16 protein-coding genes are annotated in these 17,818 nt (G+C 68.9%); 8 read left to right on the forward strand and 8 right to left on the reverse strand.

Going from position 1 to position 17,818, the window contains the following annotated elements:
- The first annotated feature begins 135 nt into the window (after nucleotides 1–135).
- Nucleotides 136–1,038 carry a sigma-70 family RNA polymerase sigma factor gene (locus tag AB0F44_RS21180; protein WP_357358668.1) on the forward strand — a complete coding sequence of 301 codons (903 nt, stop codon included), beginning with the start codon at nucleotides 136–138 and terminating at the stop codon, nucleotides 1,036–1,038.
- On the opposite strand, the gene AB0F44_RS21185 is transcribed toward AB0F44_RS21180, so the two are convergent.
- Complete coding sequence (locus AB0F44_RS21185; protein ID WP_292649912.1) at nucleotides 1,035–1,298, reverse strand: WhiB family transcriptional regulator; 264 nt, start codon at nucleotides 1,296–1,298, stop codon at nucleotides 1,035–1,037. The genes AB0F44_RS21180 and AB0F44_RS21185 overlap by 4 nt on opposite strands.
- Nucleotides 1,299–1,499: 201 nt before the next feature.
- On the opposite strand from AB0F44_RS21185, the gene AB0F44_RS21190 reads away from it, so the two are divergent.
- Both AB0F44_RS21190 and AB0F44_RS21195 read left to right on the forward strand, forming a co-directional pair.
- The gene (locus AB0F44_RS21190) at nucleotides 1,500–4,568 is read left to right on the forward strand and encodes a M4 family metallopeptidase (RefSeq protein ID WP_357358669.1); all 3,069 of its coding nucleotides are present in this window, start codon (nucleotides 1,500–1,502) and stop codon (nucleotides 4,566–4,568) included.
- Nucleotides 4,569–4,641: 73 nt separating this feature from the next.
- Nucleotides 4,642–5,355, forward strand: coding sequence for a peptidase E (locus AB0F44_RS21195; protein WP_357358670.1), 714 nt, complete (start codon nucleotides 4,642–4,644; stop codon nucleotides 5,353–5,355).
- On the opposite strand, the gene AB0F44_RS21200 is transcribed toward AB0F44_RS21195, so the two are convergent.
- Together AB0F44_RS21200 and AB0F44_RS21205 are read right to left on the reverse strand one after the other, a co-directional pair.
- Complete coding sequence (locus AB0F44_RS21200; protein ID WP_357358671.1) at nucleotides 5,352–5,903, reverse strand: hypothetical protein; 552 nt, start codon at nucleotides 5,901–5,903, stop codon at nucleotides 5,352–5,354. The two genes, AB0F44_RS21195 and AB0F44_RS21200, sit on opposite strands and share 4 nt — an antisense overlap.
- A gap of 72 nt (nucleotides 5,904–5,975) precedes the next feature.
- Nucleotides 5,976–6,539, reverse strand: coding sequence for a helix-turn-helix domain-containing protein (locus AB0F44_RS21205; RefSeq protein WP_357358672.1), 564 nt, complete (start codon nucleotides 6,537–6,539; stop codon nucleotides 5,976–5,978).
- 80 nt (nucleotides 6,540–6,619) lie between these two features.
- On the opposite strand from AB0F44_RS21205, the gene AB0F44_RS21210 reads away from it, so the two are divergent.
- Nucleotides 6,620–7,513 carry an SDR family oxidoreductase gene (locus AB0F44_RS21210; protein ID WP_357358673.1) on the forward strand — a complete coding sequence of 298 codons (894 nt, stop codon included), beginning with the start codon at nucleotides 6,620–6,622 and terminating at the stop codon, nucleotides 7,511–7,513.
- Nucleotides 7,514–7,585: 72 nt separating this feature from the next.
- Here the strand turns inward: AB0F44_RS21210 and AB0F44_RS21215 are convergent, their stop codons facing one another.
- A complete protein-coding gene (locus AB0F44_RS21215; protein WP_357358674.1) occupies nucleotides 7,586–8,836 on the reverse strand; it encodes an acyl-CoA desaturase in 1,251 nt (416 codons plus the stop codon).
- Between the two features lie 32 nt (nucleotides 8,837–8,868).
- Nucleotides 8,869–10,029 (reverse strand): ferredoxin reductase, encoded by a 1,161-nt coding sequence (locus AB0F44_RS21220; RefSeq protein WP_357358675.1) that lies wholly within the window; start codon nucleotides 10,027–10,029, stop codon nucleotides 8,869–8,871.
- A gap of 95 nt (nucleotides 10,030–10,124) precedes the next feature.
- Between AB0F44_RS21220 and AB0F44_RS21225 the strand changes: the two genes are divergently transcribed.
- Nucleotides 10,125–11,282 carry a helix-turn-helix domain-containing protein gene (locus AB0F44_RS21225; RefSeq protein WP_357358676.1) on the forward strand — a complete coding sequence of 386 codons (1,158 nt, stop codon included), beginning with the start codon at nucleotides 10,125–10,127 and terminating at the stop codon, nucleotides 11,280–11,282.
- Nucleotides 11,283–11,306: 24 nt separating this feature from the next.
- On the opposite strand, the gene AB0F44_RS21230 is transcribed toward AB0F44_RS21225, so the two are convergent.
- Nucleotides 11,307–11,621, reverse strand: coding sequence for a VOC family protein (locus AB0F44_RS21230; protein ID WP_357358698.1), 315 nt, complete (start codon nucleotides 11,619–11,621; stop codon nucleotides 11,307–11,309).
- Nucleotides 11,622–11,881: 260 nt separating this feature from the next.
- On the opposite strand from AB0F44_RS21230, the gene AB0F44_RS21235 reads away from it, so the two are divergent.
- The 3 genes from AB0F44_RS21235 (at nucleotide 11,882) to AB0F44_RS21245 (ending at nucleotide 14,311) form a co-directional block, all read left to right on the forward strand.
- Nucleotides 11,882–12,319 carry a DUF4383 domain-containing protein gene (locus AB0F44_RS21235; RefSeq protein ID WP_357358677.1) on the forward strand — a complete coding sequence of 146 codons (438 nt, stop codon included), beginning with the start codon at nucleotides 11,882–11,884 and terminating at the stop codon, nucleotides 12,317–12,319.
- 117 nt (nucleotides 12,320–12,436) lie between these two features.
- Nucleotides 12,437–13,912, forward strand: a complete 1,476-nt coding sequence (locus AB0F44_RS21240; RefSeq protein ID WP_357358678.1) for an FAD-dependent oxidoreductase — start codon at nucleotides 12,437–12,439, stop codon at nucleotides 13,910–13,912.
- Between the two features lie 33 nt (nucleotides 13,913–13,945).
- Entirely contained in the window at nucleotides 13,946–14,311 is a 366-nt protein-coding gene (locus AB0F44_RS21245) for a PPOX class F420-dependent oxidoreductase (RefSeq protein ID WP_357358679.1), read from the forward strand.
- 1 nt (nucleotide 14,312) lies between these two features.
- On the opposite strand, the gene AB0F44_RS21250 is transcribed toward AB0F44_RS21245, so the two are convergent.
- Both AB0F44_RS21250 and AB0F44_RS21255 read right to left on the reverse strand, forming a co-directional pair.
- Nucleotides 14,313–16,550 (reverse strand): transglutaminaseTgpA domain-containing protein, encoded by a 2,238-nt coding sequence (locus tag AB0F44_RS21250; RefSeq protein WP_357358680.1) that lies wholly within the window; start codon nucleotides 16,548–16,550, stop codon nucleotides 14,313–14,315.
- Nucleotides 16,547–17,818 carry a DUF58 domain-containing protein gene (locus AB0F44_RS21255; RefSeq protein WP_357358681.1) on the reverse strand — a complete coding sequence of 424 codons (1,272 nt, stop codon included), beginning with the start codon at nucleotides 17,816–17,818 and terminating at the stop codon, nucleotides 16,547–16,549. The genes AB0F44_RS21250 and AB0F44_RS21255 overlap by 4 nt, the downstream gene beginning before the upstream one ends.

Consider the following 17,818-nt stretch of genomic DNA (forward strand, 5'->3'; position numbering starts at 1 on the left):
CCCGCCCCGCCGCATCGATGTGACAGGTCGGTGAAAGAAAAGTTTCTTTCACGGAAGCGGTCACATCTGGTCTGCTTCGCGGGTCGGGTCTATAGGGGCCCGGACTGTACGGGCCGACGATCGAGAGGACCGACGATGCAGCAGGAGTGGCTGGCCGAGCGCTTCGAGGAGGAGCGGCGGCACCTGTTCGGGGTGGCCTACCGGATGCTCGGATCAACCTCCGAGGCCGAGGACGCCGTCCAGGACGCCTGGCTCCGGCTGAGCCGCAGCGACGCCGACGAGATCGACAACATCGGCGGCTGGCTGACGACCGTGGTGGCCCGCGTCTCGCTCAACATGCTGCGCTCCCGCAAGACCCGCGGCGAACTGTCCCTTGATTCCGAGCTACCCGGGGACCGGCTGCCGGACCCCACGGTCGTCCTCGACGACGGCGCGACCCAGGACCCGGCCGAGCGCGCGATGCTCGCCGACTCGGTCAGCATCGCTCTCCTCGTCGTGCTCGACCAACTCTCCCCTGACGAGCGGCTGGCCTTCGTACTCCATGATCTCTTCGCCGTGCCCTTCGACGAGATCGCGGCGATGCTCGACCGTTCCTCGGACTCGACCCGTCAGCTCGCGAGCCGTGCCAGGCGCAGGGTCCGAGGACGTACGCCCGAGAACGACGTCACCGCGCAGCGCGAGGTCGTCGACGCCTTCTTCGCCGCCGCCCAAAACGGCGACCTGGACCGGCTGATCGGTGCACTCCACCCCGATGTCGTGCTGCACTCCGATGTCGGCTCCGGGATCACCACCTACCGCGGAGCGGCGAAGGTGGCGGGCAACGCCGTCATGTACGCCCACGCCGACCGCGTCACCCACTCGGCCCTCGTCAACGGCTCCGCCGGCGTCGCGATCACCTTCCACGGGAGGCTCTACAGCGTCATGGCCTTCACCGTGGTCGACGGCCGGATCACCGAGATCGAGGCGTACGCCGCCCCTGCCCAGGTCGCGAAGCTCGCCGAGAGCCTGGGCATGGAGTCAGCGCACAGCCAGGGTTAGGCGGCCTGGCGGCGGGGTCGGCCGCGGCCACGCTTGTGGGTGACCACCTGGCCGCGTTCGACGATCTCGCCACCCCAGACGCCCCAGGGTTCGGAGCGGGCCAGAGCACCGGAGAGACACTCACGCATCACCGGGCAGTCGAGGCAGCGATCTTTGGCCACCTCGAGGGCGGCGGGGGACTCTGAGAACCACAACGCAGAGTCGTCTCCGTGGCACGGCAGGCCGGCGGCGTACAAAGGCGGGATGATCTCCAAGGGCACCCCTTGAGAATCTGCGCCTGAGGTAGGCCCGCACATCGGGAAACTACCTTAGATCGCCCCTGAGGATCCCCCACTGAGAATCTCTTGAGGGGGAATCGTTTCGGACTCGTGATTCGCGTTTACACCCCTGTTCGTCGCAAATCTCTCTACGATTCGAAATCGCCGCGACCTGACGCGGCGCGTCCCCGAGAGGAGCAACCCGTGAAGCTCGGAAAGCAAGGAATCAGCCTTGCGCTCGTCGCGGCAGGCCTGGTGGTCACACCGATCGCCGCCATCGCCGCGGAACCGGATCCCAGCGGCATCGACCAACTCAAGGCTGCGGCCGACCAGACCGTGACCCTCAAGAAGGAGGGCGCCACCGGCCTGATCGGCTATGCGTCCACCAAGGGCGACCTGCTGCCCAGCGTCACCGCTGACAGCAAGTCGGAGGCGGCCGAGAAGGCACGCAAATACCTCGACAAGTACGCCTCGGTGTTCGGTGCCGAGGCCGGCCAGCTCGACCAGTCCAAGGTCAGCACCACCCCGGCCGGCTGGACCGTCGAGTTCGAGCAGGCCTACAAGGACGTGCCGGTCTTCGGCGGCGTCCTGAAGGCCCACGTCGACAAGGCAGGCGACCTGACCTCGGTCAACGGTTTCGCCGCCCCGAACCTCGACCTCAGCACGACCCCGAAGTGGTCGAAGGAGAAGGCCGGCGCCAAGGCGCTCGAGCTGGTGAAGGCGAAGCCGGCCGAGGCCCACGCCGACAGCAAGATCGACACCACCGGCGTCGAGGTCGTCAAGGCCGACCTCAACATCTACCGCATGGGCGCGGCCCAGGGCGTGAGCGGCAAGAGCCTGCTCGCCTGGGTCGTCGAGGTGTCCAACCGGTCCACCGTGCGCGAGGTCGTCGTACTCGACGCCGCCAGCGGCAAGCCGGTCAACCGCTACTCGATGCTCCACGCGGCCACCGACCGGGAGCTCGTCGAGAAGCACAACACCCCCGACACCGGCGACGACGCGACCGTCTGGACCGAGAACGACGCCTTCCCGGGCACGCTCGACCAGGACCAGCAGAACGAGGTCGCTAGCACCGGTGAGTCCTACTGGCTCTTCAAGAACACCTTCGGCCGCGACTCCTACGACGGCAACGGCTCGAAGATGGTCACGGTCAACAACGACCCGGCGATCTCGTGCCCGAACGCCAACTGGAACGGCGAGACCACCAACTACTGCTCCGGGGTCACCTCCGACGACGTGGTGGCGCACGAGTGGGGCCACGCCTACACCGAGCACACCTCCGGCCTGATCTACCAGTGGCAGCCGGGTGCGCTCAACGAGGCGTACTCCGACATGTGGGGCAACACGGTCGACTTCCTCAACACCCGTGAGAACACCACCGACGACGTGGCCCGTACGGCCGGGCACTGCTCCGCCTCCACCCGCGGCGCCATCACCCTGACCATCAACTCGCCGGCCGACGTGGCCGGCGACTGTCCGGCCGCCGCTGCCAACTTCGGCCCGGTGTACCCGACCGCCGGAGTGACCAGTGACATCGTGGTCGGCCTCGACGCCGCCAACAGCGGTGGTCCGACGACCACCGACGGTTGCTCGCCGCTCGAGAACGCCGCTGCGATCAACGGCAAGTTCGTGCTCGTCGACCGCGGCACCTGCCCGTTCACCCAGAAGGTCGCGAACGCGAAGAACGCCGGCGCCAAGGGCGTCGTGATCGCGTTCCTGCAGGGTCAGCCGATCGGCGGCATCTCCGGCAACTCCGACATCTACGGTGCGACCACCGACTACGCCACCGGCCAGAAGATCAAGAACGCCACCGGCACGGTCAACATCACGCTCAAGGACGTCTCCGGTTCCAAGGACGAGTCCGTACGCTGGCTGATGGGTGAGGACTCCACCGCCTTCGGCGGCGCGATCCGCGACATGTGGAACCCGAACTGCTACGGCGACCCGGGCAAGGTCTCCGACGAGGAGTACCACTGCGACGGTGCCACCGACTCCGGCGGCGTCCACGTCAACTCCGGTGTCATCAACCACCACTACGCCCTGCTCGTGGACGGCGGCTCCTACAACGACGTCGACGTCGCGAGCATCGGCCTGGACAAGGCGGCCAACCTGATCTGGCACGCCCAGACGAACTACCTGACGCCGACCTCGGGCTTCCCCGAGTACGCCCAGGCGATCGTCTCCTCGTGTGCCGACCTGACCGGTGTGACCACGCTCAAGAAGCTCACCCTGGGCACCTCGACGCCGCAGACCGGCGGCGGCGAGACTCCGGGTAGCGAGGCCGAGGCTCCGGCTCTGGAGCCGATCACGGCCGCTGACTGTGCAGCGGTCTCGGCGGCCAACACGGCCACCGAGCTGACCGAGGAGCCCGTCCAGTGCAACTTCGGGCCGATGCTCGACCCGAACACCCCCGCCCTGTGTGGCGAGGGCACCAACGAGGTCACCACCTACACCGAGGACTTCGAGGACGGCCTGACCGGTTGGACCCAGGACGCCGAGGCGCTGGTCCCCGGTAACGACCTCCCCTGGGAGGCCGGTTCGGACGTCGAGGGCAACGAGAGTGGTCTTGCGTTCGCACCGGACCCGAACGAAGGCGCCTGCGGTTCCGCGACGGGTGACATCACCAGCCGAAACGGCCTCGTCAGCCCGACTCTCACCGTCCCGGGCGGCCTGTCGCCGCGGTTCAGCTTCGACCACTCGGTGCTCACCGAATGGGGCTATGACGGCGGCAACGTCAAGGCCTCGGTCAACGGCGGCGAGTTCGAGGTCGTCGACCAGGCCGCGTACGCCTTCAACGCACCGGGCGGCACGATGAGCACCGGTAGTGGATACATGGAGGGCGAGGCGGCCTGGACCGGCTCGGACGGCAACAGCTTCACCGGTGAGTGGGGAACCACGATCGTGAAGCTCGACTCCATCGCAGCCGCCGGCGACACCGTGCAGTTCCGTTTCGACTTCGGTCGCGACGGCTGTGGCGGGGCCAGGGGCTGGGCGATCGACAACGTCTCGGTGAGCTACTGCACCGAGAAGGCGGTCCCGGAGATCTCCGCAACCTCGCCGAAGTGGGGCAAGGTCGAGATCACCGTCGACGGCAAGCGCGCCTCCGGCGAGATCGTCGTCAGTGAGAACGGCATCCGCGTCGGCCGCTTCACCCTCAAGCAGGAGGAGGCGACCTTCCGGGCGATCCGAGGCACCCACACCTACAAGGTGGTCTACTCGGGTGACCGGAACAACGAGGCGATCACCGAGACGGTGACCGTCAGGGTCAAGTAACCGTCACACCCTCACAGGGCCCCGCCGAACAAATCCAGTTCGGCGGGGCCCTCTGTGTCCCTACACTCACGCCATGCGCGGAACGATCCTGACCATGGGCGGTGGCGGCTTCTCGATGCCGGAGGTGCACGGGCGGGAGGTCTCTCCTCTCGATGAGGAGCTGAACCGGCTGAGCGGCAGGGAGCGGCCCAAGGTCTGCTTCATCGGCACCGCGAGCGGGGACGCGGACAGCTATCACGACAAGTTCCTCGCCGCGTACGCCGACCGTTCCGAGGCGAAGGTCCTGTCGCTGTTCAACAAGGCGCCCGAAGGGCACGGGCTCCCGATCAACGAGCTCGAGCAGCTGCTCGACCAGGACATCGTCTACGTCGGCGGCGGGTCCACGGCCAACCTGCTGGCGGTGTGGCGGCTGCACGGCCTGCCCGCGCTGCTGGAGAAGGCGGCCGCCGGCGGGACGATCCTGGCCGGGATCTCGGCCGGGGCCAACTGCTGGTACCAGGCCTCCTCGACCGACTCCTTCGGCCCCACCGCGCCACTCCCCGACGGGCTGGGCTTCCTCCCCGGTTCGTTCTGCCCGCACTACCTCGGCGAGGCGGACCGGCGCGAGACGTACGTCCGGTTCGTCGGCTCCGGGGCGCTGCCCGTCGGCTACGCGGCCGACGACGGCGTCGCCCTGCTGTGGCGCGACGGCGAGCTGGTCGAGGCGATCAGCGAGCGGCCCGACGCCATCGCCTACGCCGTCGGGCCGGACGGGGAGACCCCGCTCGAGGTCAGGGTGCTCGACTAGGGCAGGTAGAGCAGGGCGTACGTCGCGACGTGGCAGAAGCCGAAGAGCGCGGGCGCCCACACCTCGATGTTGCTCATCGGCAGGTAGCGCGAGCTGTCGCGACCGAGGCCGACGGCCGACCACTCCGCGACACCGGGCGCCGCCGGGAGCTGCTTCTCCAGGTGGGAGATGACGGAGTATTTCCCGCTCGCCATCTGCCGGTAGGAGCGGATGATCCAGAACCAGCCGAGGCACGAGCCGAGGGCGGCGATCAGCGCGACCGTGAAGAGCCAGGGCCGTTCGGGAGAGCTGGCCACGAGCGCCGTGCCGGCGACCAGGATCCCGACGTTGAGGACCAGCAGGAACGCGCTGGTGAGCGTACGCCGCACGCTGAGCCTCTCGGCCTCGGCGACGTAGAGCTTGTACTGGTCGAAGAGGATCGCGCGGTCACCGCTGGAGAGTACGTCGGGAGGAAGCACCCACAGACCCTCGGCGAGCGCCGACGGGTTCGGCTTGTTGGCGGTCACATAGCTGCGCACCGCGGTCGGCGACCCGGTTCCGGGAATCAACTCGTTCTCCATAGTGGCTAGTTGTCTACCGGTCCTGGCGGACGATGTCCATACGAGATTCGTCACCGTGACTCACTGGAGATCTCGCAGACTGGCCGCGGCCTCGTCGACACACTCCGGAAGGCTGAGATCGGTGTCGCCGGATACCCACCGGGTGAAAGCCGTCTGGAACACCGCGGCCGCGCTGTACGCAGCCAGCCCGGCAGTCGGCTCACCCACCCCCCGGTCAGCGAGTGCCGCCTGCGCAGCAGTCGTCATCGTCGCCATCTTGAGCAGCTCGCGCTCGCGGAGAGCCGGGGTCGCCTCGACGATCCGGGCGCGCTGCGCGGCCTGTTCCCGGCTGCGTACCTCGACGAGCTCGGCCGCCGCCTGGCGTACGCCGCTGATCACCATCTGCAGTGGAGTCGCGCCCTCCTCGGCGGCCGCGATCGCCTTGGCGACCATCTCATCGAGCGAGCCGGGGCCGGCGAAGAGAACCTCCCGCTTGTCGGCGAAGTGCCGGAAGAAGGTGCGCTCGGTGACGCCTGCGCGGGCCGCGATGTCCCCCGCAGTCGTCTTGTCGTAGCCCTGCTCGACGAAGAGCTCGAGGGCAGCAGCCAGCATCCGACCGCGCGCGTCCGGCGCCCATCTCGACATGACGTCCATCCTAGCGTGACGACAGTTTCTGACATCACCTGCTAGCGTTGATGTCAGTTACTGACATGAGAGGGAATGAGATGAACATCTTCGTCACCGGAGCCTCCGGCTGGATCGGTTCCGCCGTCACCGACGAGCTGCTCGCGAACGGATACTCCGTCACCGGCCTGGCCCGCTCCGACGCGAGCGCCGCCGCCCTGGAGGCCAAGGGCGTGACCGCTCACCGCGGCTCGCTCGACAACCCCGCCTCGCTCGCCGTCGCGGCCGAGGCAGCCGACGCCGTCATCCACCTGGCCTTCAACCACGACTTCGACCACTACGACGTTGCCGGACGGACCGAACGCACTGTGGTGAGCGCCATGCTCGAAGCCCTCGAGGGGAGCGACAAGGCGTTCCTGTTCGCCAGCGGCGCCGCTGGAGCGACCCCCGGCCGGGCCGCGACGGAGGACGACCCGCTCCCCGCCCACGGACCCGACTCGATGCGCGGCGGGGCCGAGAACCTCGCGCTGAGCTATGCCGACAACGGCGTACGCCCCGTGGCGCTCCGCTTCCCGATCGTGCACGGACGCGACGGCGACCCCGGCTTCGTCGCCTACCTGGCCCAGGTCGCCAGGAAGCAGGGCGTGTCCGGCTACATCGGCGACGGCAGCAGCCGCTGGGCCAGTGTCGACCGTCGCGACGCCGCCCGCGCCGTACGCCTCGCCCTGGAGAAGGCCCCGGCAGGCTTCCGCGTGCACGCAGTCGCCGAGGAGGGCATCCCGACCCGGGAGATCGCCGAGGCCCTCGGCAAGCGCCTGGACCTGCCAGTGCGGTCGATCAGCCCGGACGATGCACCGGCCCACTTCGGCTGGATGGCGATGATGTTCGGGCTCGACGGCGCGACCTCGGCCGAGATCACCCGGAAGACGCTGGGATGGGACCCGACTGGCCCCACACTGATGGAGGACATCGCGGTCGGCGCGTACGACGCCTGACGGGCAGATACGACGGGACGTTCCGGTCGGCTACCTGCAGGTAGACCGACCGGAACGTCCCGTCGTATCGCGTCAGATGGCCTTGCCGACCGAGGCAGCGCCGGCCGCCTCGAACTCCTTCAGCAGGCGGCGGCGGGTGCGGGTGTCACCGCGGACCGCCTTGACGAGCTTGACGACCTGCGAGGGGGCGTTGCGCACGTTGGTGGACTCGAGGAAGCCGTTGGGCAGCGAGAGGCGCAGGACCTTGTGCCACGCGGAAGCGACCTGCTGCGGCATCGGCGCGCTGTGGTAGTTGAGGTCGTACTTGTCGAAGAGCGCGCGGACCTTCGGCGCGATCTCGGCGTAGCGGTTCGAGGGCAGGTCCGGGAAGATGTGGTGCTCGATCTGGTGGGACAGGTTGCCGGACATGACGTGCAGGAACTTCGAGCCGGAGATGTTGGCCGAGCCGAGCATCTGCCGGACGTACCACTCACCGCGGGTCTCGTTCTCCGGGATGTCCTTGAGCTCGAAGGTCTCGACGCCCTCGGGGAAGTGACCGCACATGATCACCGAGTGGGTCCAGACGTTGCGGGTGAAGTTGGCGATCACGTTGGCCAGCAGCGTGGTCGGGCCCGACAGGGTGACCATCGAGACGAGCGGGTGGGCGACGTAGTCCTTGAACGCCTGGCGGCGGATCTTGGCGAGCGTACGCTTCGCCGACATCTGCCACTCGGCGGACGGGCGGCGACCCTTCTTCTTCTGCCGGATCACCCGACCGAGCTCGAGGTCGTACATCGCGATGCCATACTCGAAGATGCACATGTTGATGAAGTTCATCGCGGGCTGGAACAGGCTCGACGGCGTCCAACGCTGCTCCTCGTCGACGCGCATGATGCCCCAGCCGAGGTCGTTGTCCTTGCCGACGATGTTCGTGTAGGCGTGGTGCAGCTCGTTGTGGGAGTGCTTCCACCCCTCGCTCGTCGACGCGTTGTCCCACTCCCACACGGTGGAGTGGATCTTCGGGTCACGCATCCAGTCCCACTGGCCGTGCATGATGTTGTGGCCGATCTCCATGTTGTCCAGGATCTTGGCGATCGAGAGACCGACGGTGCCGACGACGAACGCCGGCGGGAAGATGCTCGCGAGCAGGACGGCACGGGAGCCGAGCTCCAGCGAGCGCTGGACCTTGATGACCTTGTGGATGTAGGCCGCGTCCCGCTCACCGCGGGTGTCGATGACCTCTTGGCGGATGGCGTCGAGCTCGCGGCCGAGCTGCTCGATGTCGTCGCGGGTCAGGTGGGCGATCGGGCCGGTGTAGGCCGGGGCATCAGGTGCGATGGTCATGGCTGTCTCGCTCTCGTCTTTGTGGGGGATGCCTAGGAGGCAGGGTGGTCGATGACGCACTCGCCGGCGGCGGCGGAGATGCAGGTCTGGATCGGTACCCCTTCGGGGCCGGTCTCACCCGGGCGGGCGACGGTGAGCTCGCCGTTGCGGAGGTCGCGGACGGCGCCCTCCTTCATCGGGAGCACACAGCCGAAGCAGATGCCCATCCGGCAGCCGCTCGGCATGAGGACGCCGGCCTCTTCGGCGGCGTCGAGGATCGGCTTGTCACCAGGTGCGTCGACGGTCTTGCCGGTGAAGGCGACGGTGCCGCCCTCGCTGGTCACGACGGTGGCCAGACGGAACTGCTCGGTCTGGAGGGGCAGCCCGGCCTCGTCGTACCAGGCCTGGAGGTTGTCGAGGAGACCGGCGGGACCGCAGGCGTACGCCTTGCGCTCCTTCAGGTCGGGGACGAGCTCGGTGAGGGTGTCGATGTCGATGCGGCCCTCGGAGCCGGTGTAGCGGGTCACGAGGCGGATCGCGCCGGCCTCGGCGAGGGACTCGAGGTTGCGGATGAAGATCGAGTCGGGGCGACTCGGGGCGACGTGGACGACGGTGACATCGAGCCGCTGGTGCTCGACGACGCCCTCGTCGGTGACCGGGAAGAGGTTGCGCAGCATCCCGATGACCGGAGTGACGCCGGAGCCGGCGGTGACCATCAGGAACTTGTGGCCGCGCAGATCGCTGGGAAGGACGAAGTCGCCGGCGGCCTGCTCGAGGTGGACGATCTTGCCGGGGCGCAGGCGGCGCACCAGGTGGCTGGAGACCTTGCCGTCGGGCACGGCCTTCACGGTGATCGAGATGAGGCCGTCCTTGCGGGGGCCGTGGGTCAGGGAGTAGGCCCGCCAGTGGCGTACGCCGTTGACGTCGACGCCCACGCGGACGTACTGACCCGGGGTGTGACCGTTCCAGTCGGCGCCCGGCTTGATCTCGATGGTGGCCGCGTCGGCGGTCTCCGGGGTGACCTTGACGACGCGTCCTCGCAGGTCAGCGCCGGGTCGCAGCGGGTTGAACATGTCCAGGTAGTCGGCCGGCGCCAGGGGCGTGGCGATCTTCTCAGCGACTCCCCACACCTTGCGGGAGAGCCTCTCCCGCAGCGCGGGTCGCCTGACCTCGCCCGGGGCGAACAGGGCGGGGGATGTAGAGATCTCAGCCATGTATCCATAGTGCTACTTATACGAGGTAAACTCCTGTGTTAGCGACGTGAATCTGATAGGCGGATTTATACGTGACGAACAAAAGTTCCCGAGATGTGCCAGCTCTTTCGTCCTATGACGTCCATCTGACGCCCGAGGTCGTCGCCTCGATCCGTGCCGTGCTCCCCCAGGTCGGCGACGACGTGGTCGCCGCGATCATCGCCGAAGTGCCTCCCTACCAGGACGCGCTGTCGGGACACATGGGCGAGACGATCCGGAACGCGGTCGGCGTAGCGCTGGGCGGATTCTTGTCGCTCGCCTCCGGGGCGGGCCTGGCCTCCGACGTGTCGGCCGCGACGCCGCCTGCTGTCCAGGGTGCCTACGACCTCGGCCGCGGCGAGGCCAGGAGCGGGCGGACGATGGAGGCCCTGCTGGCCGCCTACCGCATCGGCGCCCGCGTGGCCTGGAGAGAGCTCGCGAGCAAGGCCGTCGAGGGCGGCATGGCCCCGGCGATGCTGGTGGAGTTCTCCGCGCTGGTCTTCGCCTGGATCGACGAGATCTCGGAGGCCTCGGCGGCCGGGCATGCCGACGAGCGAGCCACGACCGGACGCGTACGCCGCCAGCTGCGCGAGCGGCTGGCCCGCAAGCTGCTGGCCGAGGCGACCCCGGAGGAGCTCGACGACGCCGCGGTGCGGGCCGAGTGGACCCCGCCGAGCACGCTGACCGCCGTGCTCGTCCCCAACTCCCAGGTCGGCACCATCCTCGCCAAGGTCAACCAGGGCACCCTGGAGCACGACGACCTGCGCGACCTCGACGACCACACCCTGCTGCTGGTCCCCGACGCCCACGGTCGCCGGCGCCGGGCGCTGATGAAGGCGCTGGAGGGCCGCCGATCGATCGCCGGTCCAGCCAAGCCCTGGCGCGAGGCTCGAATCTCCTACGAGCGCGCCCGCCGCGCCCAGGAGGCGGGCCTCGGCTCCGACACCGAGCAGCACCTGGTCGAACTCGTCCTCTCCGCCGACGCCGACGCCCGCGAGGACCTGCGCGCCCAGGTCCTCGCCCCCTTGGCCGACCTGCGCCCCGCGACCGCCGAGAAGCTCACCGAGACCCTCCGCTCCTGGCTCCTCCACCAGGGCCGGCGCGACGAGGTCGCCGCCGACCTCTTCATCCACCCCCAGACCGTCCGCTACCGGATGGGGCAGCTGCGCGACGTGTACGGGGACCGGTTGGACGACCCCGCGATGCTCCTCGCCCTCACGGTCGCCCTGGGCTGATCAACAGGGTCATTTCCGCGTCGTTCAGTTCTGATCGATGTAGAGACAGAAGGGGTGGCCGTCGGGGTCGAGCATGACGCGTACGTCGTCCTGGGGTTGGAAGTCCGCGTCCTGCGCACCCAGGTCGGCGGCGTCGTTGACTGCCGCGGCCAGGTCGATGACCCCGATGTCCAGGTGGACCATCTGCTGCTGGGCTTCGGGCTCGCTCGGCCAGACCGGCCGCCGGTAGTGGCGGTCGAACTCGAAGGCGAGGTTGCTGTGAGTTGCGTTGCCTGACGGATCACGGATGAGGACGGTGGCGTACGCCGGTTCGGAGCTGCTGACCTCCCAGCCGAACAGGTCCGCCTAGAACTTGGCGAGTGCGGGCGGGTCCGTGCAGGCGAGGTTGACGCCGATCCATCCTGTGGCGCCGCTGATCCCGGCCATCTCATTCACCGTCCCTGGGGTCCTTGCCGACGAGGCCGTCGATGGACTCAGCTAGGCCGGGTTCCGGACGTAAACCTTCCGATTTGTGGAACTAGGCAGCCGCCGGAGCGGCATATGAGCGAAGCGAACCGGGTACCGCGCCAGGCATGACTGACGCGACTGCATATCGGTCCATGACCGCAACGACGCTGCAGACCGCAGCGACGGTCGTGGGCGGAACGTTTCTGCTCGTCGGAGTCCTCGGGTTCATCCCGGGTGTCACCACCGACTATGACTCGATGACCTTCGCCGGCCACGAGTCCAACGCGCAGCTCCTCGGCATCTTCCAGGTGTCGATCCTGCACAACATCGTGCACCTCCTGTTCGGGATCGCCGGGCTCGTCCTGGCCACCTCCTGGAACGGAGCCCGCGCCTACCTGATCGGAGGAGGGGCGATCTACCTGGTGCTCTGGATCTATGGCTTGGTCATCGACCAGCAGAGCACCGCCAACTTCGTACCGCTCAACGACGCCGACAACTGGCTCCACCTGGTGCTGGGCGCCGGGATGATCGGGCTCGGCCTGGCACTGGGGCGCACACCGCACGCGGGAGATCGACCTGGCCCGCTCTGACCGATTTCCTAGAAAGGCGCTCGTGGCTCCGCCCGGACGTCGACAGAGAGGACGTACGTGATGGAGCGCAGGAGCGTGTGGCTGGCCACGGCCGAAAGGCCGCGGCTAGCCACACTGATGACCGATCCGCAGGCTGATCATGCGGTCGATGTGGCCGTGGTGGGTGGAGGCATCGTCGGGTTGACGACCGCACTCCTCGCACAGCGCCGCGGCCTCCGGGTCACCGTGCTGGAGGCGGCGACCGTGGGTGGAGGCACCACTGGGTACAGCACCGGAAAGGTGACCGCGCAGCACGGGCTGATCTACGCCGATCTGGTCCAGCGACATGGAGAAGAGAAAGCCCGGCAGTACGCCGAGGCGATGCGGGCCGGGGTGGAGCAGGTCGCGGATCTCGTCTCGGAGCTGAAGATCAGCTGCGACCTGACCCGAGCGCCGGCGCTGGCCTATACGCAGCTGCCGGAGCAGCGGTCCCGGATCGAGGACGAGGCTCGGGCCGCTGCCCGGCTCGGCCTTCCCGCACGACTGACCGACAGCACCGACCTGCCCTTCGACGTCGAGGCCGCGGTCGCGTTCGACGACCAGCTCCACTTCCACCCCAGCCGCTACCTGGCGGGCCTCGCCGACGCGTTCATCGCGGCCGGAGGGGAGATATTCGAGGGCACGCGGGTCACCGCCATCGACGAGCAGCGCGACCGAACCGTCGAGCTCACCACACCCACCGGGACCGTGGTGGCCAAACAGGTGGTCGTCGCCTCGCTGCTCCCGCCCGGCCTGCTCGGCGGATACTTCGCGCGAACCAGACCGTCCCGCTCCTACGGGTTGGCGGTCCGACTGCGCGGTCCGGCACCGACCAGCATGGCGATCCGCGTCGACTCCCCCGGCCGCTCGACCCGGCCGTGGCTGGACCCGGGCCCGAACGGGCTGATCGTGGTCGGCAACAGCCACGAGACCGGCGCCGAGTCCGACACCGAGGCGATGTACTTCGACCTCGAGGGCTGGGCACGCACCACCTTCGACGTCGAGGCGATCGACTACCGCTGGTCGTCGCAGGACTATCTCACCCCGGACCGGTTGCCCTACGTCGGCTACCCGCCGACGAGCGACGTGGTCCTGGTGGCCACCGGCTTCCAGAAATGGGGCCTGAACATCGGGACCGTGGCCGCGATGGTGCTGGCCGACCTTCTCGCCGGCAAGGACAACCCGTGGCTATCGGTGTTCGACGCCTCCCGGATCGGCGACGTACGGTCCGTCGGCAAGCTCATCAAGGACAACCTGAAGGTCGGCCAGGAACTCATCGCCGGCCGTCGCCACGACCCCGACGCCCGTCCCGCCTCCGAGCTGCGACCGGGCGAAGGCGGCCTGGTCAACATCGACGGACACACCGTCGGCGGCTACCGCGACCCGGCAGGCGCCCTGCACACGGTGAGCGCCAGGTGCAGCCATCTCGGCTGCCCGCTGCACTGGAACCAGGCCGAGACCAGCTGGGACTGCACCTGCCACGGCTCCCGGTTCTCCCCCGACGGCTCCGTCCTGGACGGGCCCGCCGTCGGACCGCTCGCACGACCCGAGGTGAACGAACCCGATCTGGGTTGACCTCAACTCAACTTGAGCACCGACGCTGGAGTCATGAAGTTCACCGACACCCAGCTCCGCTACCTCCGCACCCAGCCGCTGGGCAGGCTGGCGACCCTCGCCCCTGACGGCGGCCTGCAGAACAACCCCGTGGGGTTCAAGATCGACGAGGAGCACCGGATCGTGATCGGTGGCCACCAGATGGGCAGGTCACGGAAGTTCCGGAACGCCCAGAAGCACAACCAGGTGGCCTTCGTGGTCGACGATCTCGAGTCCACCAACCCGTGGAAGCCGCGGATGGTCGAGATCCGCGGCACGGCCGAGGCGCTCACAGACGTGGACCCGCCGATGCCGGGGACCTCGCGAGAGGTCCTCCGGATCACAGCGGAATCGATCAGGGACTACGGCCTCGGCGACTGAGTCAGCGCTTCCGGAACAGCCGAGCGGGCACCAGCGAGAGCGGGTTGATCGCCGCCCGGATGCGCTGCCACCTCGTGCGCGAGTCGGAGATCGACGAGCGAATCGTCCCCACCTGCTCCCAGAAGGCGGCGACCTCGTCGTCCTGCGGCCCGGTCTCGCCGAACATGGTGGTGTCGGTGAGCAGAGCCAGCCCCGTCGCACCGTCCATGCCCGGGGACTCGGACAGCACGGTGGCCTGCTCGCGGCGGGTGGCGCCCGCGGGCACCCCGACCCCGAAGTCACGGGCGTGGTCGAGCGTCTCGCGCCAGCCACCGGAGAGACGGGCGACCGGAGTCCCGCGTGTCCGCCGGCGATGTCGCCGCCAGATCTTGGCGCCGATGATCGCGCCGCACAGGGCTGCGATGAGCAGCAGCGGGATGCCGACGTACGTGAAGACGGCGATCAGCCAGCCCGGCAGCGTGAACCCGTCGGGCCGCGAGTTGGCCTTCTGGTTGACCGACTCGTCCAGCGGGTCGCCGGAGGTCGCGGGCGGGCGTACGGGCGCAGGCGGCGGGACGACCTTGCCGGTGACGAGCTCCTCGGGCTGAGGGGCGTTCTGCTCGGGCGGCTTCTCGGTGTTCATGAACTCGGACCAGTCCAGGGTGGCCCAGGACCCGTCCGACATCCGCAGCTCGACCCAGGCGTGCATGTCCTTGCCCTGGACGACGCCGTCGGAGCCGACCACGGCACCCAGGACCACCCGGGCCGGCACGCCGACCTGGTTGGCGAGGACCGCCATCAACGCTGCGTACTGCTCGTCGTTGCCGGCGAGCTGGCCACCCTTGGCGGTGAAGTCGGCGAGACGCCGCAGGGAGTGGCCGGCCGGGTACTGCTGGTTCGGCGGCTCCCCGTCGGTGTAGGTGCCCTCCTCCTTCAGCTTCTCCGCCACTGCCAGCGCGTTGGTGATCGGTGAGTCACCGCCGCCGGCGTACTCGGCGGCGAGCGCCTGGAACTGGGCGGCCTCGTCGCCGATCGGCGACCCGCCCGACCAGGTCTCGCTCTTCTTCCCGACCTTCTCGTCGGCGACCGAGGCGGTGAAGGAGTAGGAGTCGCCGGGCTTCAGCGCCGACGGCAGGACACCGGTCGACGTCGCCAGGTTGTAGCGGAACGAGTCGGTGTCAGGACCGTCGAACGAGATGTGCGTGAGCGCGGTCGGCAGCGGCACCCAGACGCCGCCGAAGTCCTCCCCGATCGTGATCGTCCCGCGCACCTGCTTGCCGTCGGCGAGCGGGTTGCGCAGCGTCGAGCTGATCTTCTGGAAGGTGTCGTCGGGGCCTTCGGTCTCACCGGAGTCGTTGGCCGCGCGCCAGACGGTGCCGTCGTACGAATCCATCGCGGCGACCCGGACCCGGGTGCCCTCGGGCAGGCCCGAGACGGTGAACAGGTCCTTCTCGTAGAGCCGGCGGTCGTCCTCCGGCGTCTGGTAGCCCTTGGTGTACACCCGGAAGCCGGCCAGGGGCGACGGATACTGCCCGACGTTGAAGGGCGGCTCGATCTCACCGCGCAGCACCGTGCGCTCGGGCGCGAGACCCGGGAGCAGCGGCCCGGCGAGGAACGCCAGCCCGGCCGCGCCGAGGCACAGGGCGGCTCCGATCGCGGTCCGCGAGAGACGTCGCCCGCCGGCTGCGAGCGCGCGGGCCCGCATCCCGCGGATGCACAGCCAGGTGATCGCGATCGCTCCGAAGAGCGCGCCGAGCAGGGCGGTCTTGGACGGGTCCTGCACGCCGAGCAGGATCACGCCGGCCATCAGCGCGAACGCGACGAGCACCGGCGGCAACGCCGCCTTCATCCGCACCGCCAGCGCGAAGCCGACACAGCCGGCGACCAGGCCAAGGATGTAGGGGATCGTCAGCAGCGCCCCACCATCGACCGGCGGCAGCGTGGTCAGCAGTCGCTTCCAGCCGTGCACGGAGTTGTCGGCAAGGGTGCCGATCGTGTCGGGGACCGGGAGGAACGAGAGGTCGCCGATCCCGTGCAGCGCAACCGCGCCGCCGAGCACGAAGAAGGCGGCCAGGAGCCCGACGGCCAGCACGACCACCGGCTGTCCGCGGCCGACAAAGGAGATGAGGATCCCGAGCAGCAGCCCGGCGACGCCGGCGACCAGGTAGGTCCAGCCGGCGTAGGTGTCTTCGAAGCCGAGGAAGGCGATGGTGCCGAGAAGGAACAGGAGGAGGGCGTCTACGGCGTGGTGTTTCTTCATCCGGACAACCCCTTCGACAGCACGATCGGCAGCTGGTCCAGGTCGGGCAGGGTGATCATCGGCAGGTCGGCGACGGCCTTGAAACCGGCACGCTGCGAGGAGTCGACCCGGACCGCGACGGTGGTGGCATCGACCGAGAACTGGCCGGCCGCACGCTGCAACGCGACGAACTCCGGGTAGCGCCCGGTCACCAGCATCACCAGCGACGCGTCCGGCGCCTGCCGGGCGGCCTCGGCGGTGATCTCGATCAGGTTGGTCTGCTGCGGCTTCGCCCGGGAGCAGGCGTCCAGGGCCGTACGCCCTCCCCCGTTCGCCGCGGTGGCGCGCACCATCAGCACGTCGCCGGTCGCGAACGAGACGTCGAACTCGTCCAGGATCCCGCGGCGCAGCAGGGAGCCCGCGATCGACATCGCGGTCTCGTACTCGTCCTCGCTGTCGTAGGACATCGGCGAGGAGTCGACGATGACGACGATGTGGGAGCGGCGGGTGTCGAGGAACTGGCGCACCAGCAGCTGCCCGTGGCGCGCCGAGGAGCGCCAGTGGATGTGGCGCAGGTCGTCGCCGGGGACGTACTCACGCAGCGCGTGGAAGGCGAGGTCGCTCATCGAGGTGTTCTGAGCCGTGGACCCCTCGAGGTCACGGACCAGACCGACCCCGAAGGGCTCCAGGTGGGTGGTACGCGGGTGGACGAAGACCTCGGTGCGGTCGGTCCACTCCTGCACCCGCCGGAAGAGCCCGAGAGGGTCGCCGCGCACCGTCCGGACGGGACCGACGTCGATCACGCCACGACGCTGGGTCGGCACCACGAACAGCTCGGTGTGCTCGGCGCCGGGAAGCAGCATCGGCAGGTCGTACGTCACCCCACCCGCTCCGATGGGGAACTCCAGGCTCGTCGAGACGAGCGGACCGCGCGCCTCGTTGCGGGCCCGCAGCTCGCCGGTCAGGGCCTGGCCGACGGCCACGCGCGGCGGCTCGACCACGGTCGCCACCGCGAGACGGGTGCGTCCGATCATGAAGAAGGCCGCGCCGATCACGAGGAACAGCGCCGCCATCGCCACTACGGACGCCTCGATCCAGCCGAGCGCGGTCGCGGCGACCCAGGCAAGCGCGCCGAGGAGCAGCACACCCCAGCCGATCGAGGTCACCGTGCCGAACCACGGACGGACCCGGTCGGCGACGAACGAGTAGACCGAACCCGCCCCGGACGCTACCGGGGCGAGTCGTTTCCGCAGGTCAGCAACGATGTTGCGGACACTGAGCCTGCTCAT

Origin of the sequence: Nocardioides sp. NPDC023903, assembly GCF_040639295.1 — a bacterium.
GTDB lineage: Bacteria > Actinomycetota > Actinomycetes > Propionibacteriales > Nocardioidaceae > Nocardioides.